Here is an 18,363-nt window from a genome sequence, read left to right on the forward strand (position 1 = left end):
GAGGCAGACTCAACCAATTCGGCTCTAGGAGACTCCGAGGCCCGTGACAGCGAAGAAGAACGAATACAACGCTTCATCCATCACCGTTCTCGAGGGCCTTGAGGCAGTCCGCAAGCGTCCCGGCATGTACATCGGTTCGACCGGTGAGCGCGGCCTGCACCACCTGGTGTGGGAGGTTGTGGACAACTCGGTGGACGAGGCGATGGCAGGCCATGCCAGCGAGGTCACCGTCACCCTGCTCGCCGACGGCGGCGTCCGGGTCACCGACGACGGCCGCGGTATCCCGGTGGACGAGCACCCGGTCGAGAAGAAACCCACGTTGGAAGTCGTGCTGACGATGCTGCACGCGGGCGGCAAGTTCGGCGGCGACAGCTACGCGGTATCCGGCGGGTTGCACGGCGTCGGCGTTTCCGTGGTCAACGCGCTGTCCACGGTGCTGGAGGCCGAGGTCCACAACGAGGGGTACGTGTGGCGGCAGCGCTACGAGGACTCCAAACCGGTGGCCCCACCGGAACGCGGTGAACCCACCCGCGAGACCGGAACCACGATCACCTTCTGGGCCGACCCGGAGATCTTCGAGACCACCCGCTACGACGCCGAGACCGTCGCCAGACGGCTGCAGGAGATGGCCTTCCTCAACAAGGGGCTGCGCATCGTGCTGCGCGACGAGCGCGCCGCCGCCGAGGACTCCTCGGGCGAGGACGCCTCCGGCGAGGCCGCCCGGTCGTCCGAACGGGTCTTCCACTACCCGGGTGGCCTGGAGGACTTCGTCGCGCACATCAACCACACCAAGGACCCGATCCACAAGAAGATCGTGAGCTTCAGCGCCTCCGGCGAGGGGCACGAGGTCGAGATCGCGATGCAGTGGAACGACGGCTTCAACCAGTCGGTCTACACCTTCGCCAACACGATCAACACCCACGAGGGCGGCACCCACGAGGAGGGCTTCCGCGCGGCGCTGACCAGGGTCGTCAACTCCTACGCCAAGGAGAAGAAGCTCCTCAAGGACAAGGACGGCAGCCTGACCGGCGACGACGTCCGCGAAGGGCTCGCGGCGATCATCTCGGTCAAGGTCTCCGAACCGCAGTTCGAGGGGCAGACCAAGACCAAGCTGGGCAACACCGAGGTCAAGTCCTTCGTGCAGACCACCGCCTTCGAGTGGCTCAACGACTGGTTCGAGCGTAACCCGGCCGACGCCAAGACCATCATCAACAAGGCCGTCTCCTCGGCGCAGGCCAGGGTCGCCGCCCGCAAGGCCAAGGACCTGGTGCGGCGCAAGTCGGCCATGGACATCGGCGGGCTGCCCGGCAAGCTCAAGGACTGCCAGTCCAACAACCCCGACGAGTGCGAGCTCTACATCGTCGAGGGCGACTCGGCGGGCGGCTCGGCCAAGGAGGGCCGGGAGTCCCGCTACCAGGCGATCCTGCCCATCCGGGGCAAGATCATCAATGTGGAGAAGTCGCGGATCGACAAGGTCCTCAAGAACAACGAGGTACAGTCGATCATCACCGCGCTGGGCACCGGCATCCACGACGAGTTCGACCTGTCGAAGCTGCGCTACAACAAGATCGTGCTGATGGCCGACGCCGACGTGGACGGGCAGCACATCCGCACGCTGCTGCTCACCCTGCTGTTCCGATTCATGCGGCCGCTGATCGAGAACGGGCACGTCTACCTGGCCAGCCCGCCGCTCTACAAGATCAAGTGGCCGCGCTCGGAACCGCAGTACGTCTACAGCGACCGGGAGCGGGACGCCGCGCTGCAGCAGGGTGCCGAGCAGGGCCGCAAGCTGCCCAAGGAGGAGGGCATCCAGCGGTACAAGGGCCTCGGCGAGATGAACGCCCCGGAGCTCTGGGAGACCACCATGGATCCCGCGAACCGGGTGCTGATGCAGGTGAGCCTGGACGACGCGGCCACGGCCGACGAGCTGTTCAGCGTGCTGATGGGCGAGGACGTGGAAGCACGCCGTTCCTTCATCACCCGGAACGCCAAGGGCGTCCGACTGCTCGACGTCTGACCGGCGTCCCCGCCGAACCCACGACCCCGCGTGATCGCCCGCCGCGCCGGACCCGTGACCCGGCCACCGGGCGAACCGCGACCGCCAGAACAGCGAAGAGAAGGACGGTATGACCGAGACCTTGCCCCCGGAGGGCGGCCGAGTCGAGCCGGTCGATCTCCAGCAGGAGATGCAGAACTCCTACATCGACTACGCCATGAGTGTCATCGTGGCGCGGGCGCTGCCCGATGTGCGCGACGGGCTCAAACCGGTGCACCGCAGGGTGCTGTACTCCATGTACGACTCCGGACACCGCCCCGACCGCTCCTACGTGAAGTGCTCGCGCGTGGTCGGTGACGTGATGGGTAACTACCACCCCCACGGCGACTCCGCGATCTACGACACCCTGGTGCGGCTGGCCCAGCCGTGGTCCATGCGCAACGTGCTCATCGACGGCCAGGGCAACTTCGGCTCGCCCGGCAACGATCCGGCCGCCGCGATGCGTTACTGCGTCACCGGTGATGCCCGGGTGAAGCTGGCCGACGGTTCATCGGTGCGTATAGGCGACATCGTGCCGGACGCACGGCCGAACAGCGACAACGACATCGATCTCAAGGTTCTCGGGCGCTCCGGCGATCCGGTTCGTGCCGAGAAGCTCTTCCACTCGGGCGAGCACCCGACGCTCCGGTTGCGGACCAAGGGTGGCTACGAGCTGACCGGGACGCACAACCACCCGGTGCTGTGCCTGACGAAGGTGCTCGGCGTGCCGACCCTGCTGTGGAAACTGCTGGAGGAGATCGGCCCCGGCGACCACGTCGTCATGCAGCGGAGTGAGCCCTCGCCGACCGAGCCGCTGTCCGGGGAACGGGAACGGGCACTGCTGGCGGGGGCCTTCGTCAGCGAGGGGTTCGTCTCACCGGGCCGTGCCGGTTTCAACAATCTGGACGAGGACTTCTTCCGCTACGTCGTCGAGTTGTACGACGCGGTGGTCGGCGGGCCGAGATACGTCTCCTCCCGGAAGATCGCTTCCGGCAACACGCTCCACGAGCTCGACGTCCAGGACATGTCGAGGTTCCGGGAGAGTGCCCTCGCGGACCTCGTCGGGCAGCGAAGCGCGGACAAGACGGTTCCCGAGTTCGTGTGGCAGGCGGGCACCGAGGCCAAGCGGGCCTTTCTCGTCGGGCTGTTCACCGGGGACGGTTCCTGCTCGGCGCTGCCCCGCGATTCGGTGCAGGTCTCCTACTCCACCTACAGCCGTCGGCTGGCTGGGGAGGTCCAACAGCTGCTGCTCGAGCTCGGGGTCGTCTCCAGGATCTCCGAGTACGCCGGGGGCGAATACAAGGTCGTCGTCACCAATCGCCGTGATGCTCGGCTGTTCGCCTCCCGCGTCGGGTTCCACGACGCCAAGCAGCGGAAGCTGACCGGCATCCTCGAAGGCATCCCCGCACGCAGCACGGCCCTGAGCCACGACCACGTTCCGTTCGTGGCTGACTACGTCAGGGAGCACGGCGCCGAGCGCTGGACCGAGCGCGACTGGCTGCGGCGGCACAACGTCGACCGCGTCGAGCGCTGGGAACAGGACCGTGGCGAGATCACGAGCCGGATCACGAATCCCGAGGTCCTCGACGTGGTCGAACCCCTCGCGGACGGCAGGTTCTACTACGCCGAGGTCGAATCGGTCACCGAAGCCGGGACACAGCCGGTCTACAGCCTCCGCGTGGACAGTGACGACCACTCCTTCGTCACCAACGGGTTCGTCAGCCACAACACCGAGTCCCGGCTGGCGCCGCTGGCGATGAGCATGCTGGCCGAGATCGACGAGGACACCGTCGAGTTCTCGGACAACTACGACGGCCGGACCCAGGAGCCGGACGTCCTGCCGTCGCGTATCCCGAACCTGCTGGTGAACGGCGGTGGCGGTATCGCGGTGGGGATGGCGACCAACATCCCGCCGCACAACCTGCGCGAGGTCGCCGACGGCGTGGTCTGGGCGCTGGATAACCCCGAGGCCACCGACGACGAACTGCTCGAAGCGCTGATCGAGCGCATCAAGGGGCCGGATTTCCCGACCCACGCCCTGATCATGGGCACCAACGCGATCGCCGAGGCCTACCGCACGGGCCGCGGTTCGATCCGGATGCGCGCGGTGGTCGACGTGGAGGAGGACGCGAAGGGGCGCACCTCGCTGGTGGTCACCGAGTTGCCCTACCAGGTCAACCCGGACAACCTGATCGAGAACATCGCCACGATGCACCGCGAGGGCAAGATCTCGGGCATCAGCGACATCGCCGACGAGTCCAACAGCCGCCGCGGCATGCGCATCGTGATCACGCTCAAGCGGGACGCGATCCCGAAGGTCGTGCTCAACAATCTCTACAAGCAGACCCAGCTGCAGACCACATTCGGCGTCAACATGCTGGCGCTGGTCGATGGCGTGCCTCGCACCCTGCGGCTGGATCAGGTGGTCCGCTACTACGTGCGGCACCAGATCGACGTGATCGTGCGGCGCACCAAGTACCGGCTCCGCAGGGCCGAGCAGCGTGCCCACATCCTGCGCGGACTGACGCTGGCGCTGGACCAGCTGGACGCGGTCGTCAACCTCATCCGCAGCTCGCCGACCGTGGACGACGCCCGTAGCGGGCTGATCGAACTGCTGGGGATCGACGAGGCCCAGGCCACGGCGATCCTGGACATGCAGCTGCGCAAGCTGGCCGCGCTGGAACGGCAGAAGCTGCTCGACGAGCTGGCCGAGATCGAGGCGCAGATCGCCGATCTCAACGACATCCTGGCCAAGCCGGAGCGGCAGCGCCGGATCGTGCGCGACGAGCTGATGGAGATCGTTAACAAGCACGGCGAGGAGCGGCGCACCCGGATCGTCCCGTACGAGGGCGAGGTCTCGATGGAGGACCTCATCGCGGACGAGGACGTGGTGGTCACCATCACCCGGACCGGCTACGCCAAGCGGACCAGGACCGACCTCTACCGGGCCCAGAAGCGCGGTGGCAAGGGCGTGCAGGGCGCGGCGCTGAAGCAGGACGACATCGTCTCGCACTTCTTCGTGTGCTCCACGCACGACTGGATACTGTTCTTCACGAACAAGGGGCGGGTCTACCGGGCCAAGGCCTACGAGCTGCCCGAGGCCAACCGCACCGCACGTGGTCAGCACGTGGCGAACCTGCTCGCCTTCCAGCCGGACGAGCACATCGCCCAGGTGATGCAGATCAAGGACTACACCGTGGCGCCCTACCTGGTGCTGGCCACCAAGAAGGGGTTGGTCAAGAAGTCCAAGCTGACCGACTTCGACTCCAACCGCTCGGGTGGTCTGATCGGCGTCAACCTCAAGGACGGCGACGAGCTGGTCGGCGCGGTGCTGTGTTCGCCGGAGGACGACCTGCTGCTGGTGTCGGCCGAGGGGCAGTCCATCCGCTTCAACGCCAGCGACGAGGTGCTGCGCCCGATGGGGCGTGCCACCTCCGGGGTGCTGGGGATGCGGTTCAACTCCGGTGACGAGCTGCTGGCGATGGGCGTGGTCCGCGAGGACCGTTACGTGCTGGTCGCGACCCAGGGTGGTTACGCCAAGCGCACTCCCATCGACGAGTACCCCGTGCAGGGGCGCGGCGGCAAGGGCGTGTTGACCATTCAGCACGACCGGAAACGTGGCAGGCTTGTGGCAGCGCTCATCGCCGAACTCGAGGATGAGCTCTACGCGATCACCTCCACGGGCGGGGTCATTCGCACCACCGCCAAGGAGGTGCGCAAGGCCGGCAGGCAGACGAAGGGGGTGCGCCTGATGGACCTGGGTGAGGGGAACTCGCTGGTGGCCATCGCGCGCAACGCGGACGAAGCCGCCGATCCGGACGCAGCCGGGCCGGAGCAACGGAAGTAGGCGCGGGGCACCCCGCGTGCAGGCAGCCGACGATCAGTGAAGGATCGCTCGTGACATCTTCGGACAAGCCGCAGGAACCGGAGTCTCGTTCAACCGGCGAGCAGGAAACGACCTCGACCACTACGAAGACGGAGGCGACCGCCACCTCGGTTTCCGAGGGGATGTCCACGGACGCTGCCGACAGCGGTGGGAGTGCGCGCGGTTCGGCCGGTGGTGCGCAGGAGTCCCGAGGGGAGGACGACGGTTCCACCCCTCCCTGGCAGCGGGTTAGCGGTGCCGTGGGCACCTCCACCGCTTCGTCGGGCGCTTCGGCCACCTCGGAGGGCCCGGACGGACGTGGCGGGGGGACCGCCGAACCGGAAGCGGGGTACGAGGAGGAGGAAACCCACCGGATTCCCCACCCGGCCGGTTCGGAGTCCCGGTCCGCCGGGGACGGCTCCAGCGCGGAGTCGCCCCGCTCCGGGCTCCCGCTGGGGGGCGGTGTCGGTGCTCGTGGCGGTGCGGCTGGCCAGGGTTCGCCGCGCCGGCCGAGTCGCGGCCCCAGGCGGGCGAGCCTGCAGATCCGGCGGGTGGACCCGTGGTCGGTGCTCAAGCTGGCCCTCATGCTCAGCGTCACGTTGTTCTTCGTCTGGATGATCGCCGTGGCGGTGCTGTACGGCGTGCTCGGCGGCATGGGGGTCTGGGAGCAGCTCAACGGGACGTTCAGCGAGCTGACCCAGCCCGAGAACTCGCTGACCGAGCCGCTGATCAGCCCGATGCGGGTGTTCGGCGTGGCCTCGCTCATCGGCGCGGTCAACATCGTGCTGTTCACCGCCCTGGCCACGGTCGCCGGGTTCATCTACAACGTGGCGGCGGACTTCGTCGGCGGGGTCGAGGTGACCCTTTCCGAGCGGGAGTGACCACCGGATCCCGGAGCCCCGAACGACCTGGGGTTCCGGGACTCCGTCCCGGCTTCGGGCGTCGCCCGGGACGGTGAGGGGGACCCCCTTTGGAAGACGATCGCGTGGGTGTGTAGTATCTATAACCGCACGCAGGGCCTATAGCTCAGTTGGTTAGAGCGCTTTGCTGATAACGAAGAGGTCGGAGGTTCAAGTCCTCCTAGGCCCACGTGGCACGTGCCGCCGCTGCGGTTCTCGCGGCGGCGGCATAAGTTCGTAGTAGGAGGCGTCCGAAGTGAAGAAGCTGCTCATTCTCGCTGCTGTTGCCGGTGCCGTCCTCTTTGTCGTGCGTCGTAAGACTGCGGCCAAGGCGGAGGCCGACCTGTGGCGTGAAGCTACCGCGGAGGCCTGAGCAACCGCGGTTCGGCCGTACTTCGGGCAGCCCCGCGAGGAGCCACCGATCGGGCGACGTTGTCCGCGGGCCGCAGGGCAGTGCTTCGGCGCTGCGAGGGGACGTAGCTCAATCGGCAGAGCACCGCTTTTGCAAGGCGGGGGTTAGGGGTTCGATTCCCCTCGTCTCCACCAACGAAGGACCAGGTCATGTGGCCTGGTCCTTTTTACGCTCCCGGTCTCGGGGCGTATTCGGGGCACATTCCGCCGAGCCGGGGCGCTCCGCCGCTCCGGCGGATGTTCGGCGAGCTCAGCGCGACCGGGAACCGGGGAGCGGCACGGTCGGCCGCTGATCTCGGCCGCGGACTCGACGACGGCGACTCTCCCGGGAGGCCGGATCGCCCCCTCCGGGGGCCGCCGACGCACGACCGGGGGGATCCGTTCCACCAGCCGGGGCCGCTGCAACGTCGCTAGCACGTGTGTGGCCGGGTGGGTGAGCCTTTGAAAATCCTTCGCGCTCGTTCGTCTCGCTCGGTAGGCTCCCGCCGTCGTTCTCGTCGCGGGAGCCCGAACGGCCACGCGTGGCCGTTGTCCTGGTTCCCTCGTTGAAAGCAGGTCTCGTCAATGGCGTGTCGTATCGGTGAGCTCGTGCTCGACTGCCGCGATCCCGAGGGCAATGCTCCACGTGTGACATCACAAGTCGGCCGGGGCGTGACCTGAGGAAACGGGAACCGGCTGGAAAAAGACCACCCGTTCGGTCCAGCGGTTGGCTAGGCGGGTAGCAGGTTCTCCACTGTGCCGATGCGGAGGTCTAGCCGGGTCGAGTTCACTCCCCGGGCGGCCTTGCGGGCGCGGTCGATCGTCGTCCGCGCGGCGTCGAACACCCCGGCCCGGGCGTACGACTCGGCAAGCCATGTTTGGTAGAGGGCCACTTCTCGGGCGTGCTCGGGGGAGTAGGCCGCGATGGCACCGGACAGCAGTGGCTCAGCGGTGAGTGGGTCGCCCAACTCGATCAGACAGCGTCCCGCCATCACGTCGATTTCCTTGCGGTTCAGCCAGTAGACCCACTCCGGTTCTTCGACGCTGGTGGACCGCTGCTCGTAGGCGTCGTCCACTGCGTCCAGCGCCCGCTGAGTGGCCTCGCGTTGCCGAGCGCGTGCGTTGGCCCAGGCCACCCGTTCCAGTAGCAGCGCCCGGACAACGGGGGTGGTGTGGCTCGCGGTGCCCTTGACGGCCGAGCGGGCCAGGAGTGCCGCGTCCGCTGGGTTGCCGACGTTGGCAATCTGATAGCTCAGACTGGAGAGGAGTTGTCCGGCTAGTCCGGGATCGCCCGCGTCGCTGGCGGCCGACACCCCGGAGAGGTAGACGCGCTGCGCCTCGGTGTAGTGTCCGGCGTCGCTGGCGACCCACCCGGCGAGTTGGGCCAGTTCGCCCACCACGGTCAGCAGCCGTCGGCCGGTCCGCTCGGTGTAGCTCGCTTCGTTGACGACGTTCTGAGCGCTCGTGAGTTCCTTACGTACCAACGGAAAGAGGTCTCGGCCGCCGATCACGTCGTCCAAGTGGCGCAGTTCGATCACACGGCCTTCCAGCTTGGCCGCCAGCGTCGCTCCGACTCGCCGCCCGGCGGCCGAGTGGGCCTCGGCCGGGGTGTCGGCCACCAGCCATTCGTGAGCGACCCGGAGCGGGTCGTCCGGTGGACCGTACAGTGTGTCCAGGGAGACATTCAGCGCGTGGGCGTATGCGGTGACGTGTTCGGGCTTGATCGCCCGTCTCCCGGTCTCCAGCAAGCCGAGAAGCGGCTTGCTGTAGTGCGTGCGGGCTGCCATCGCGGACAGGCTCACTCCGGTGGCCTCGCGGGCCGCCCGCAGGTTCGCGCCGAGATCAGTCACTACCGCTCACCACCTGTAGACGCCGGTAGACGCCAAACCCATTCACATCACCCCACTGTGATGACGAGGCTACAGGGCGGGGTCGCCCCGGTCGTTGATCGACTTCCCCGGATTCCCCAGACCCCGGCCGGGGCGGCCTGAACAGACGAAAGGGGTGAACCGGATGTCGTTCACGACGGCGTTGACGGTGATGGCGTGCTGTGTCGCCGGTTCGGCGATGGTGAGCGGGATCGCCCTGGTCGCTGCCGAGTGGCGGGAGCGACGTGAGCGGGCCGCCCGGATCGCGGCGGAGCCACGGGACGCGGGTGGGTCGGATGACTGGCGCGGAAGGCGGCCGAGCGTGCGTTGTTCCGAGGCTGACGAGTTGCTGGCCGAGCTTCGCCCCCGGGGGGCTGTTCGTGTTCGGTCCGAAGGACGCGCCTGAGGTAGTGGCGCACGTGTTCCAGTGGGACACCCGCGCGGATGTGGTGATCCTGCGCGGCGAGCGCGACGTGAGCGCCTACCGGGTGCCGACCTTCCCGGATACGGACGTGTTCGTCCCGGAGTTGGTCTCGTGGCACTACCACGCCTCGGCGGCGTGGACGTTGCGGGCGGTGCTCACGATCGACCCGCCGGGACATCCGGACGCCCCGACAGCGGTACTGCGGTCGGTTCCCGGCTGCGGGATTCCGATGGAGAGACGGCGGCCGGTCAGTATCCGGCCGACTGCGCTCGCCGGGACCGTTGGTCCGGGCGAGCGAGCACGGTTCCGCGCGAGTGGCGCGGGTTTCTAGGGTGAGTGAGATCGAAGGAGGTCACGACAGTGGGCAAGGACAAGAACGATCACTCGGTGGAGGACGACAAGCAGACCGGCAAGACCGGCAAGGACTTGGACCCGGACAAGTTCGAGGACGACAAGTGACCGTCGCTGCCAGTGATGACGGCGTTCGCGCGCTGATCGAGGAATTGCACTCGGCCGGGGATCTCCCGGCCGAGTGCCGTTCAGCGCTGGAGGCGGTACCGCGCGAGTGGTTCATCCCGGCTCGGATGTGGGTGCAGGAGACCGAGGACGAGCCGTATCAGCCGGTGGACCGGGCCGAGGAACCTGCTCGGTGGGCTCGGGCGGTGTACTCGAATCGCGTCATCGTGACGCAGTTCGATGACGGGGCGACCGAGTGGCCGGAGGTCGGCGACCGGCCGACGTGTTCGGCGTCGATGCCGTCGGTGGTGGTTGGCATGTTGGCCGAGCTGGACGCGCGGCCGGGGCATGTGGTGTTCGAGGTGGGCACGGGTACCGGGTGGAGCGCTGCTCTGCTCGCTCATATCGTTGGTGCGCAGGGGAAAGTCACCACGGTGGAGATTGACCCGGTGTTGGCGGCGGACGCGCGGAAGCGGCTGGAGGTGGCCGGTTTCACCGAGGTGGACGTCCGGCTGGCCGATGGCGTGGCCGATGTTCTGCCGGACATGGTGGATCACGTGATCGCCACGGCGGGTGTCCATATGGGGCAGTTGCCGTATCCGTGGGTGGCTCACACTCGGCCGGGCGGGCTGATCCTCGCGCCGATGCGGGCCGATCTGGCGTCCGGTCCGCTGGTGCGGTTCGTCGTCGGCGACGACGGTACCGCGAGCGGGTGCGCCGCGGCCATGCAGGTCGGGTTCATGGAGCTACGCTCGCACCGGGTTGCCTCTGATCCTGTTGGGGGACAACGGTTTGACGATCCGGCGGCTGAGATCACCTATACCGATCTCGCGCCGTGGGTGCCGTTGCTGGCCGATGATCATCGCTGGCCGATCGCGGTCGCGGTGCCGTCCTGCCGGATCAACGTGTGGGAGCGCACCGAGGACCGGCCCGGGGTGGCGTGGCTGCGTGATCCGCTGTCCGGGTCGTGGGCTACCGTCGTCCCGGAGAGCAAGGGCCGGTACGTGGTCCGCCAGTTCGGGCCGCGCCGGTTGTGGGATGCCGCTGAGGCGGCCTACCGGTGGTGGCAGGAGCGCGGTGAACCGCCGTTGTCGGCGTGGGAGTGGACCATCACCCCGGACCGGCAGAGCGTCACCCTGCCGCCTGATTCCGGCCGCTGAGAACGGCCTGCGCGCCCCGGTTCCGCTCAGGGCGGATTCTCCAGGGCGCGTCGCGTTGGGCGGTGCCGTGTTTCCGGCGCAGGGCCGCGCGAAGCCGTTGTGTCGCGTGTTCGTCCTCGGCTTCGGTCGGGTCGTCGCCCACGGGTAGCCACTCCTCGGCAACCGGGTGGCCGTCCACGGCGCGGATGATCAGCATCCCGGGGCAGGTGAGCAGTTCGCCGCCGAGGTTCACGGCACGGACGCTCAGGGTGAGGCACACCGCGCGGAGGCCGGGCGCGGGCAGGAAGTGAAGCCCTTCGGACATGGGCTCACCTGGTCGCTCCGGGATTCTGGTTAGGTCCCCCGCAGGTCGCGGCAGCGGGCAGCGCCGTTACCAGCCCTGGTGTTGAAACGGTTTCAACACTCCTGGTCGTCGGCGGGGTCGTCCAGCAGGTCCCGCAGCTTGCCGTCCAACCGGGCGGCCTCGGCGGACCACCATGCGGCCTCGGCCTCGGCGTGGCCGGGTGGGTGAGCCTTTGAAAATCCTTCGCGCTCGTTCGTCTCGCTCGGTAGGCTCCCGCCGTCGTTCTCGTCGCGGGTCTCGTCAATGGCGTGTCGTATCGGTGAGCTCGTGCTCGACTGCCGCGATCCCGAGGTGCTGGCGCGGTTCTGGTGCGAGGTCCTGGACTTCGTGGAGCTCGGTCGCGAATACGCCGGGGAGGACTACGCCATCGAGATCGGGCCGCGCGAGGGGTTCGGCGGGCCGCAGGCGACGATCGTCCTCAGAAGCGGGGACGAGTCGAGGCGGGGGAAATCCCGGCTGCACCTCGATCTCAACCCCACCGACCGCGATCCGGACGCCGAGCTCGAACGCCTCCTGGAGCTCGGGGCGCGTCCGGCCGACATCGGCCAGACGGGCGAGGAACCGTGGAACGTCCTCACCGATCCCGAGGGCAACGAGTTCTGCCTGCTCAAGGCCCGCCTCGATCCCCTCTGACGCCTCCGCGTCCCCGGTCGGCCGGTAGGGACGCCGGTCCTGGCGGGCCTAGCCCGGTTGGACGCGCATCACCCGAGGGACGGCGCGTGGCCCCCGTGCGGGAGTAGCTTGAACGTCGTATTCGGCCGACGGGTTCCGAGCGGGAAAGCGGGGGTGTCCTCCATGCGGACTGCGACGAGACTGGAACGTTCACGGCGGCACTGGGACCGGCACGCCCGAAGCTACGACCGGCAGATGGGGCGCATCGAGCGCCGGTTCTTCGGCGACACCAGGCGGTGGCTCTGCCGGTGCGCCGAGGGCGACGTGCTGGAGGTGGCCATCGGCACCGGGCTCAACCTCGACCACTATCCGGCCGGAATCCGGCTGACCGGGGTCGATCTCAGCCGGGGGATGCTCGACCAGGCGCGGCGCCGCGCCGATGACTCGGGGCGTGCGGTGGATCTCAGTGTCGGTGACGCGCAGCGGTTGGCCTTTCCGGACGCCTCGTTCGACACGGTCGTGTGTACCTTCTCGCTGTGCGCGGTCCCCGACGTCGGTGCCGCGTTCTCCGAGCTGGACCGGGTGCTCAAACCGGGAGGGCTGCTGCTGTTGGCCGACCACGTGGTCAGCACATCCCGGCCGGTGCGGGTGGCGCAGCGACTGCTGGAGCTGGTCACGGTCCCGCTCGCCGGGGAGCACTTCCGGCGTCGTCCGGTCGAACTGGTCCGTGCGGCCGGGTTCGAGCTTCAGCGGCACGAGCGGTTCAAGCTCGGCCTGGTGGAGCGCGTGGTAGCCCGGAAACCCGCGCGATGACGCACAGCGGTCAGCCCGCCGGGTGCCTCGGTCGCCGGGGAGGCTCAGCTTGGCTTGACTCTGCCCCGCGGGGAGAGGTTTAGCGTTCTTCCGGGGTGATGACGGCATGCGGATCAGCGAGCTGGCCCGCCGGGCGGGCGTGACGACGAAAGCGGTGCGCTACTACGAGTCACTGGGACTGCTCGCTCCCGGGCGGCTGGCCAACGGCTACCGGGACTACGGCGAGCACGAGCTGCGACTGACCCGGGAGGTCAGGGCCCTGGGAGCTCTCGGGATCCCGGCGAGACGTACCCGTCCTTTCCTGGACTGCCTGGCGGTGGGTCATCGGCACGCCGACGACTGCCCCGCTTCGCTCGCCGCCTACCGGGACGCGATCGACGATCTCACGCGGCGCATCGAAGGGCTCGCCGCCCGGAGGGAGGCGCTGACGACGCGGCTGGAGGAGGCCGCCCATCGCGGCGGCCACGTTACGCCGGAAGTTCCGGAGGAGGGAACGATGACCGAGTTCCCGGAACCTCCGGCCGGCCTGCCGGTTCCCGAGGACGACGGCGCGGCGGACCGGCTGCCCGGGGCGGTGATGCCGCGCCTGGAGCTGCGCGGTACCGGGGGCAGGACCACCCGCCTCGACGCGCTCGGGTCCGGCAGGACGGTGATCTACGTCTACCCGCTCACCGGTCGTCCCGGTCTCGACCTGCCCGAGGGGTGGGATTCGATTCCCGGAGCCCACGGCTGCACCTCCGAGGCGTGTGACTTCCGTGACCACCACCGGGATCTGCTCGCGGCGGGCGCGGTCGGCGTCTTCGGTCTGTCGAGCCAGGAAACGGACTACCAGCGTGAGCTCGTGGAGCGGCTCCGCCTGCCGTTCCCGGTGCTGTCCGACCCCACGTGGAGTCTGGCGCGAGCGCTCGGGCTTCCCACATTCGAGGCAGGCGGGCTGACGCTGTACCGGCGGCTGACCCTGGTCGTTCGCGGCGGTGTCGTCGAGCACGTCTTCTATCCGGTGTTCCCGCCGGAAGAGCACGCGGAACAGGTGCTGGCATGGCTGCGGGACAACCCCGTGCCGGCTTCGTGACCGGACCCCGGCCCCGTCGTTCCGTGGCGCCGTGCCCCGCCGAGCTCGGTCACGTCGGTTGGGCGTGCCGCCCGCCCGTCCGCTGTTCCGGGGCTTCCGGGCCGTTCCCCTGGGCCGACTCGTCCGCGAGTGCCGTGACTTCCCCCTGGGAGTCCTCGCTGTCGCGGTGCCTGCCGCTGAGGGCGGAATCCACCAGCAGGTCCGCGAACTCGGGTGGTTCGGACACGGCGATCTCGGAGCCGAGCGGCGCGGAGAGTTCGCGGGCCAGCTCGGCGAAGATCGGGTTCATCGTCTCGTTCGTGAGGTTGTCGGACATCGTTTCCTCTCCTACTCTCCAACCGGTTCGTTCGGCGTTCGGTTTCTGCCGTGGTGGGTCGTGGTGGGGGCCCGAACTTCCCCGGTTCGGGCCCCGTACACCGGCCCGGCCCCTCCCCCGTGCGCACCGGTGACCGGGCCGGTGCTTCCGGACGCTCGCCCCCGGTGCCGGGGCTCCCCCGTTGTCGTCCGTCGCCCGTGGGACGCACGGGCCGCCGTGCCATGACGCGATTAGACCGGTCCGATTTCGATCCGCTACACGCTCGTTATGGGGTTCGGAGCTTCCCGCGCGGCCTCGCCCGGGAGTCTTCGGAAGGCACCGCGTGGTCGGAAGACGCCGGGAGGCGCCACTGGTCCCGTGCCACTGGGCCGGGGTGTGCCGGAGTCGCTCACCGGCCCCCTGCCGCTGCGCGCTCGTGTTCGACGGTTCGCTTCACCGCGTGGACGGTGTGGCGCATCCCACCTTCCAGTCGTGCCCTGCGGCGGGCCAGGAACAGGCTCGCCTGCCGTTCGGAGAGTTCGTCCAGCTGAACCCGCAGCCCGTGGCGAAGTTCGCTCATCACGTACCGCTGCGTCAGCAGGCAGCCGTTCTCCTCAGGGGTGATCTCGAACGACCAGACCGAGGTGTCGGCCGCGTCCACACTGCTGTGCACCTTCCACGAGAAGAGCCCGGGACGTTCGGCCTCGACGATTTCGCACTCGGTCGTCCAGTCGTTTCGCTCGCCCCTGTTGTGCCCCAGGAAGCGGGAGCCGGGTCGGCCGGGGGTGCCGGTGAGCCATTCCCCGCCGGTGTTCTCGGGGCTCCACTCGCCCATGCGGGTGATGTCGCTGACGGTGTCGTAGACGGTGTGGGGATCGGCGTGGACGTGCACGGCGGCGTGCAGCTCGAAGCGCGTGTCGATCTCGGGCTCGACCATGCGTACACTCTGCCAACCGACCCCGACAATTCGCCCCGGATTTTCCGGGCTTCGCCCCGGGAGACAGCACCGGCCCGCGAGGTGACGTGTGGCTCCCGCCACGCGCCGTCGGTACCACTTCCGTGCGAGGTCGTGCCGGGGCGGCTCCCACCGGGGCTCGGCCCGGAACGTCCGGCGCCGTCGTCGGCGGCCGGAAGAGGGCTGGTTCAGGAGTTCTCCAGGGTTTCCTTGATCCCCCGCACGGTGCGGTGCAGCGCGTCCCGCAGCTGTTCCCGCCGCTGCCGCATCAGCTCGGCCGCCTCCTCGTCGGGCAGCCGTTCCAGGGCCTGCCGGAACCCCGTCGGCAGCGTGTTCAACCGGTAGCGCTGCACCAGTTCGGTCCCGCCGTCCTCACCGGGGCTCATCTCGAACGACCAGACCGAGGCGGTCACGTCCGGCGCGCCGGTCAGCACCGCCCAGGAGAAACGACTCCCCGGCTCGGCCTCGACGATTTCGCACTCGGTGGTCCAGGTGAGTTCCTCCATGCGGTTGTGGCCGTGGAAGCGGGAGCCGGGTCGGCCGGGGGTGCCGGTGAGCCATTCCCCGCCGGTGTTCTCGGGGCTCCACTCGCCCATGCGGGTGATGTCGCTGACGGTGTCGTAGACGGTGTGGGGATCGGCGTGGACGTGCACGGCGGCGTGCAGCTCGAAGCCGGTGTGCGTGTCGGATTCGGTCATGGGCACACAGCCTGCCAACACGACCGTTCCGGGAGAACGGCGGGAGCCGTCCGCGGGCCGCCCGCGGGGTCCGGGGCCCCGCCGGGCCCCGCGGGCGGCCGTACGGTTCGTCAGTGGTTCTGCGACCCCTGGTGCGGCTGCTTGTCGGAGACCTGTCCGTTCTCGGTCGAGGTGGGGCTGTGGTCCTGCGGCTCGCTCCCGGAGAACTGGCCGTCGTCGAGCGGCAGCTCCTCGGGACGGCGTGAGAGGGCGGCTGCCGCCGCCGCGGCCAGTCCGGTGAGGACCAACAGCGCCCAAGGCCACTTGCGTCGCTTGGGCTTGCCGGGATCGATCCGCCCCGCCAGCTCCTTGCGGGCGGCCTCCGCGCTCTTGGCGAGCTGCTTGCGCTGCTTGGCGGTCCGCTTGTCCCACGCCTTGCGGGCCTTCTTGCCGCGCTTGGCGAGTTCCTTGCGGGACATGCCGGTGGCACGCTGGGCGATGCGCTCCTGCAGGTCGTCCGTGGAGATGCCGCGCGCCGCGAGCTCCTGCTCCGCCAGCGCGGCGGCCTGCCTGGACACCTTCGACCCCACGGTGCGGGCCTTGACCGCGCCGTGCCGGGCGCCCTTCACTCCGGTGCCGACGGCCCTGCCCACGTTCTCTCCCGCGCGGGACATCGCTTTGACCTCGTCCATGCTGTTGCCTCCTAATCGTGGGCCCTGCCGGACCTCTCGTCCGGTTGGCACCGCTGATCGTCCGGCTCTCGCGGGGATACCGCCGCGATCAGCGGGCGGTGGTCCCGGTACCCGCGTCGCGTCCTCCGGGTACCGCGCACTCCTCGACGATCAAACCCCATACTGCACCCTGTGCCCGTTCGTACGCTCGTCGATGGGAGAATGAGACGGTGGCAGAAAACGGATCGCTTGTGGGGACGAACGTGACCGCGACCCTGCACACCACGCAGGGCAACATCCGGGTCGAGCTGTTCCCGAACCAGGCTCCCAAGACCGTGTCCAACTTCGTCGGGCTCGCAGAGGGGACGGCGAACTACACGGAGCCCAACGCGCGGGGTGAACGGTCCGGTCCGTTCTACGACGGCGTGATCTTTCACCGGGTCATCGACGGATTCATGATCCAGACCGGGGATCCGACCGGCACCGGCCGGGGTGGTCCGGGGTACTCGTTCCCCGACGAGTTCCACCCCGAGCTGCAGTTCAACCGGCCGTACCTGTTGGCGATGGCCAACGCGGGGCCGAACACCAACGGTTCGCAGTTCTTCATCTCGGTGGCTCCGACCACGTGGCTGAACTACAAGCACACGATCTTCGGTGAGGTCGCCGACCAGGAGTCGCGTAACGTGGTGGACGAGATCGCCCACACCGCCACGGGGCAGGGCGATCGTCCTGTCAACGACATCGTCATCGAGAAGGTGACCATCGAGCGTGGCGAGACCGCCGAAGCCTGAGCCGCGACGACGCGGTCGGTCCCGGCCGCGCGGCTCGTACGTGGAGCGGGGATCGAGGTGAACGTTCCGCCCGAACAGGCCGGTGCACCAGGGCAGCCGCAGGGCATGCCGACGTGCCCGCGCCACCCGGATCGGCCCACCGGCCTGAGCTGTACGCGTTGTGGCCGCCCGGCTTGCCCCGAGTGTCTGCGGGACGCCTCGGTGGGGCAGCACTGCGTGGACTGCGTCAAGCAGGCGCAGCGCGATGTTCGCCGACCGGTGACCGTGGCCGGTGCCCGGCTGGGCAACAAGCCCGTGCTCGTTCCGGCGCTGATCGCGGTGAACGTGCTGCTCTACGTGCTGACCGTCGTGCAGGCCGGTTCGGTGTCGCGCAACTACGACGCCCCGCTGTTCCGGATGTGGTCGCTGATACCTCCCCAGGTGGCGGCGGGGGAGTGGTGGCGCGTGTTCACCTCCGCCTTCCTGCACTTCGGCCTGGTCCACATCCTGATCAACATGATCGCGCTGTGGGTCGTCGGCCGCGAGATGGAGCTGCTGCTCGGCAGGGTCCGCTTCGCCGCCGTCTACCTGCTCTCGCTGTTGGGCGGGAGCATGCTCGTGTTCCTGTTCAACCCGACGTTGAGCCAGGCGGCGGGTGCCTCCACCGCGCTGTACGGCCTGTTCGGCGGGGTGGCCGTGGCCGCTTGGCGGCTGAAGCTGAACATGCGCCCCATCCTGCTCGTGATCGGGATCAACGTGGTGCTCACGCTGAGCATCCCCGGGATCTCGCTGTTCGGGCATCTCGGTGGACTGGTGCTCGGTGCGCTGTCCACCGCCGCGCTGCTCTACGCGCCCGCGGCGCACCGGAACCGCTGGCAGGCCGGTGCGCTGGTGGGGTTGTTCCTGGTGATCGTGGCCGTGCTGCTCACCCGTGACGCCATGATCGGGGACATCATGTGCGGTACCACCCCCGAGGGGCAGCGGATCTGCTTCCCGACCGGTTGAGCGCCGGCGGCGGAGCAGAAGCGCTCCGGAGTCTCCCTCGCCTTCGGACGTGC

The 18,363-nt window shown here is 68.8% G+C and carries 18 protein-coding genes and 2 tRNA genes; 14 read left to right on the forward strand and 6 right to left on the reverse strand.

What is annotated here, in order from left to right; genetic code table 11:
* The first annotated feature begins 43 nt into the window (after positions 1-43).
* The 6 genes from gyrB (at position 44) to BLQ75_RS13855 (ending at position 7,345) form a co-directional block, all read left to right on the forward strand.
* On the forward strand, positions 44-2,017 hold the full coding sequence (gene gyrB, locus BLQ75_RS13835; protein ID WP_092602339.1) for a DNA topoisomerase (ATP-hydrolyzing) subunit B: 1,974 nt from the start codon (positions 44-46) through the stop codon (positions 2,015-2,017).
* Between the two features lie 109 nt (positions 2,018-2,126).
* Positions 2,127-5,882, forward strand: a complete 3,756-nt coding sequence (gene gyrA, locus BLQ75_RS13840) for an intein-containing DNA gyrase subunit A (RefSeq protein ID WP_092602341.1) — start codon at positions 2,127-2,129, stop codon at positions 5,880-5,882.
* Between the two features lie 50 nt (positions 5,883-5,932).
* On the forward strand, positions 5,933-6,781 hold the full coding sequence (locus BLQ75_RS13845; RefSeq protein ID WP_244515526.1) for a DUF3566 domain-containing protein: 849 nt from the start codon (positions 5,933-5,935) through the stop codon (positions 6,779-6,781).
* A 134-nt stretch (positions 6,782-6,915) separates the two neighbouring features.
* Positions 6,916-6,989 (forward strand) — tRNA-Ile (locus tag BLQ75_RS13850).
* A gap of 66 nt (positions 6,990-7,055) precedes the next feature.
* The gene (locus BLQ75_RS23890) at positions 7,056-7,172 is read left to right on the forward strand and encodes a DLW-39 family protein (RefSeq protein WP_211481362.1); all 117 of its coding nucleotides are present in this window, start codon (positions 7,056-7,058) and stop codon (positions 7,170-7,172) included.
* 97 nt (positions 7,173-7,269) lie between these two features.
* Positions 7,270-7,345 (forward strand) — tRNA-Ala (locus tag BLQ75_RS13855).
* Between the two features lie 575 nt (positions 7,346-7,920).
* Here the strand turns inward: BLQ75_RS13855 and BLQ75_RS13860 are convergent.
* Positions 7,921-9,039 carry a helix-turn-helix domain-containing protein gene (locus tag BLQ75_RS13860; RefSeq protein WP_092602343.1) on the reverse strand — a complete coding sequence of 373 codons (1,119 nt, stop codon included), beginning with the start codon at positions 9,037-9,039 and terminating at the stop codon, positions 7,921-7,923.
* A 163-nt stretch (positions 9,040-9,202) separates the two neighbouring features.
* Between BLQ75_RS13860 and BLQ75_RS23895 the strand changes: the two genes are divergently transcribed.
* From BLQ75_RS23895 to BLQ75_RS13870, 3 genes are all read left to right on the forward strand, one after another.
* A complete protein-coding gene (locus BLQ75_RS23895) occupies positions 9,203-9,463 on the forward strand; it encodes a hypothetical protein (protein ID WP_211481363.1) in 261 nt (86 codons plus the stop codon).
* A gap of 4 nt (positions 9,464-9,467) precedes the next feature.
* On the forward strand, positions 9,468-9,812 hold the full coding sequence (locus tag BLQ75_RS13865) for a hypothetical protein (protein WP_211481364.1): 345 nt from the start codon (positions 9,468-9,470) through the stop codon (positions 9,810-9,812).
* Between the two features lie 421 nt (positions 9,813-10,233).
* The gene (locus tag BLQ75_RS13870; protein WP_280137846.1) at positions 10,234-11,097 is read left to right on the forward strand and encodes a methyltransferase domain-containing protein; all 864 of its coding nucleotides are present in this window, start codon (positions 10,234-10,236) and stop codon (positions 11,095-11,097) included.
* Here BLQ75_RS13870 and BLQ75_RS13875 read toward each other — a convergent pair.
* Complete coding sequence (locus BLQ75_RS13875) at positions 11,069-11,401, reverse strand: hypothetical protein (RefSeq protein ID WP_092602345.1); 333 nt, start codon at positions 11,399-11,401, stop codon at positions 11,069-11,071. The two genes, BLQ75_RS13870 and BLQ75_RS13875, sit on opposite strands and share 29 nt — an antisense overlap.
* A 282-nt stretch (positions 11,402-11,683) precedes the next feature.
* Here BLQ75_RS13875 and BLQ75_RS13880 point away from each other — a divergent pair, with 282 nt between their 5' ends.
* The 3 genes from BLQ75_RS13880 (at position 11,684) to BLQ75_RS13890 (ending at position 13,937) form a co-directional block, all read left to right on the forward strand.
* On the forward strand, positions 11,684-12,073 hold the full coding sequence (locus BLQ75_RS13880) for a VOC family protein (RefSeq protein WP_092602347.1): 390 nt from the start codon (positions 11,684-11,686) through the stop codon (positions 12,071-12,073).
* A gap of 162 nt (positions 12,074-12,235) precedes the next feature.
* Complete coding sequence (locus BLQ75_RS13885) at positions 12,236-12,865, forward strand: class I SAM-dependent methyltransferase (RefSeq protein WP_092602477.1); 630 nt, start codon at positions 12,236-12,238, stop codon at positions 12,863-12,865.
* A 106-nt stretch (positions 12,866-12,971) separates the two neighbouring features.
* Positions 12,972-13,937 (forward strand): redoxin family protein, encoded by a 966-nt coding sequence (locus BLQ75_RS13890; RefSeq protein ID WP_092602349.1) that lies wholly within the window; start codon positions 12,972-12,974, stop codon positions 13,935-13,937.
* A 49-nt stretch (positions 13,938-13,986) separates the two neighbouring features.
* Here BLQ75_RS13890 and BLQ75_RS13895 read toward each other — a convergent pair whose 3' ends face one another.
* The 4 genes from BLQ75_RS13895 to BLQ75_RS13910 form a co-directional block, all read right to left on the reverse strand.
* The gene (locus BLQ75_RS13895) at positions 13,987-14,253 is read right to left on the reverse strand and encodes a hypothetical protein (protein WP_092602351.1); all 267 of its coding nucleotides are present in this window, start codon (positions 14,251-14,253) and stop codon (positions 13,987-13,989) included.
* A gap of 388 nt (positions 14,254-14,641) precedes the next feature.
* Entirely contained in the window at positions 14,642-15,169 is a 528-nt protein-coding gene (locus BLQ75_RS13900; RefSeq protein ID WP_092602353.1) for an SRPBCC family protein, read from the reverse strand.
* 206 nt (positions 15,170-15,375) lie between these two features.
* Positions 15,376-15,885: an SRPBCC family protein gene (locus BLQ75_RS13905; protein ID WP_092602355.1), complete on the reverse strand. Its 510-nt coding sequence runs from the start codon at positions 15,883-15,885 to the stop codon at positions 15,376-15,378.
* A gap of 110 nt (positions 15,886-15,995) precedes the next feature.
* The gene (locus BLQ75_RS13910; RefSeq protein ID WP_092602357.1) at positions 15,996-16,556 is read right to left on the reverse strand and encodes a hypothetical protein; all 561 of its coding nucleotides are present in this window, start codon (positions 16,554-16,556) and stop codon (positions 15,996-15,998) included.
* 209 nt (positions 16,557-16,765) lie between these two features.
* Between BLQ75_RS13910 and BLQ75_RS13915 the strand changes: the two genes are divergently transcribed.
* Together BLQ75_RS13915 and BLQ75_RS13920 are read left to right on the forward strand one after the other, a co-directional pair.
* Entirely contained in the window at positions 16,766-17,326 is a 561-nt protein-coding gene (locus BLQ75_RS13915; RefSeq protein ID WP_170837484.1) for a peptidylprolyl isomerase, read from the forward strand.
* Positions 17,327-17,527: 201 nt separating this feature from the next.
* Positions 17,528-18,310 (forward strand): rhomboid family intramembrane serine protease, encoded by a 783-nt coding sequence (locus BLQ75_RS13920; protein ID WP_342028303.1) that lies wholly within the window; start codon positions 17,528-17,530, stop codon positions 18,308-18,310.
* The last annotated feature ends 53 nt before the right edge of the window (positions 18,311-18,363 follow it).

This window comes from Actinopolyspora xinjiangensis (assembly GCF_900104475.1).
In the GTDB taxonomy this organism is placed as follows: Bacteria; Actinomycetota; Actinomycetes; order Mycobacteriales; family Pseudonocardiaceae; genus Actinopolyspora; species Actinopolyspora xinjiangensis.

What these genes read in the sequence shown, in the direction of transcription:
- gyrA (WP_092602341.1), top strand. Translation starts at nt 2,127, where the DNA reads ATGACCGAGACCTTGCCCCCGGAGGGCGGCCGAGTCGAGCCGGTCGAT.
- BLQ75_RS23895 (WP_211481363.1), top strand. Translation starts at nt 9,203, where the DNA reads ATGTCGTTCACGACGGCGTTGACGGTGATGGCGTGCTGTGTCGCCGGT.
- BLQ75_RS13870 (WP_280137846.1), top strand. Translation starts at nt 10,234, where the DNA reads ATGCCGTCGGTGGTGGTTGGCATGTTGGCCGAGCTGGACGCGCGGCCG.
- BLQ75_RS13875 (WP_092602345.1), bottom strand. Translation starts at nt 11,401, where the DNA reads ATGTCCGAAGGGCTTCACTTCCTGCCCGCGCCCGGCCTCCGCGCGGTG.
- BLQ75_RS13880 (WP_092602347.1), top strand. Translation starts at nt 11,684, where the DNA reads ATGGCGTGTCGTATCGGTGAGCTCGTGCTCGACTGCCGCGATCCCGAG.
- BLQ75_RS13885 (WP_092602477.1), top strand. Translation starts at nt 12,236, where the DNA reads ATGCGGACTGCGACGAGACTGGAACGTTCACGGCGGCACTGGGACCGG.
- BLQ75_RS13890 (WP_092602349.1), top strand. Translation starts at nt 12,972, where the DNA reads ATGCGGATCAGCGAGCTGGCCCGCCGGGCGGGCGTGACGACGAAAGCG.
- BLQ75_RS13895 (WP_092602351.1), bottom strand. Translation starts at nt 14,253, where the DNA reads ATGTCCGACAACCTCACGAACGAGACGATGAACCCGATCTTCGCCGAG.
- BLQ75_RS13900 (WP_092602353.1), bottom strand. Translation starts at nt 15,169, where the DNA reads ATGGTCGAGCCCGAGATCGACACGCGCTTCGAGCTGCACGCCGCCGTG.
- BLQ75_RS13905 (WP_092602355.1), bottom strand. Translation starts at nt 15,885, where the DNA reads ATGACCGAATCCGACACGCACACCGGCTTCGAGCTGCACGCCGCCGTG.
- BLQ75_RS13910 (WP_092602357.1), bottom strand. Translation starts at nt 16,556, where the DNA reads ATGGACGAGGTCAAAGCGATGTCCCGCGCGGGAGAGAACGTGGGCAGG.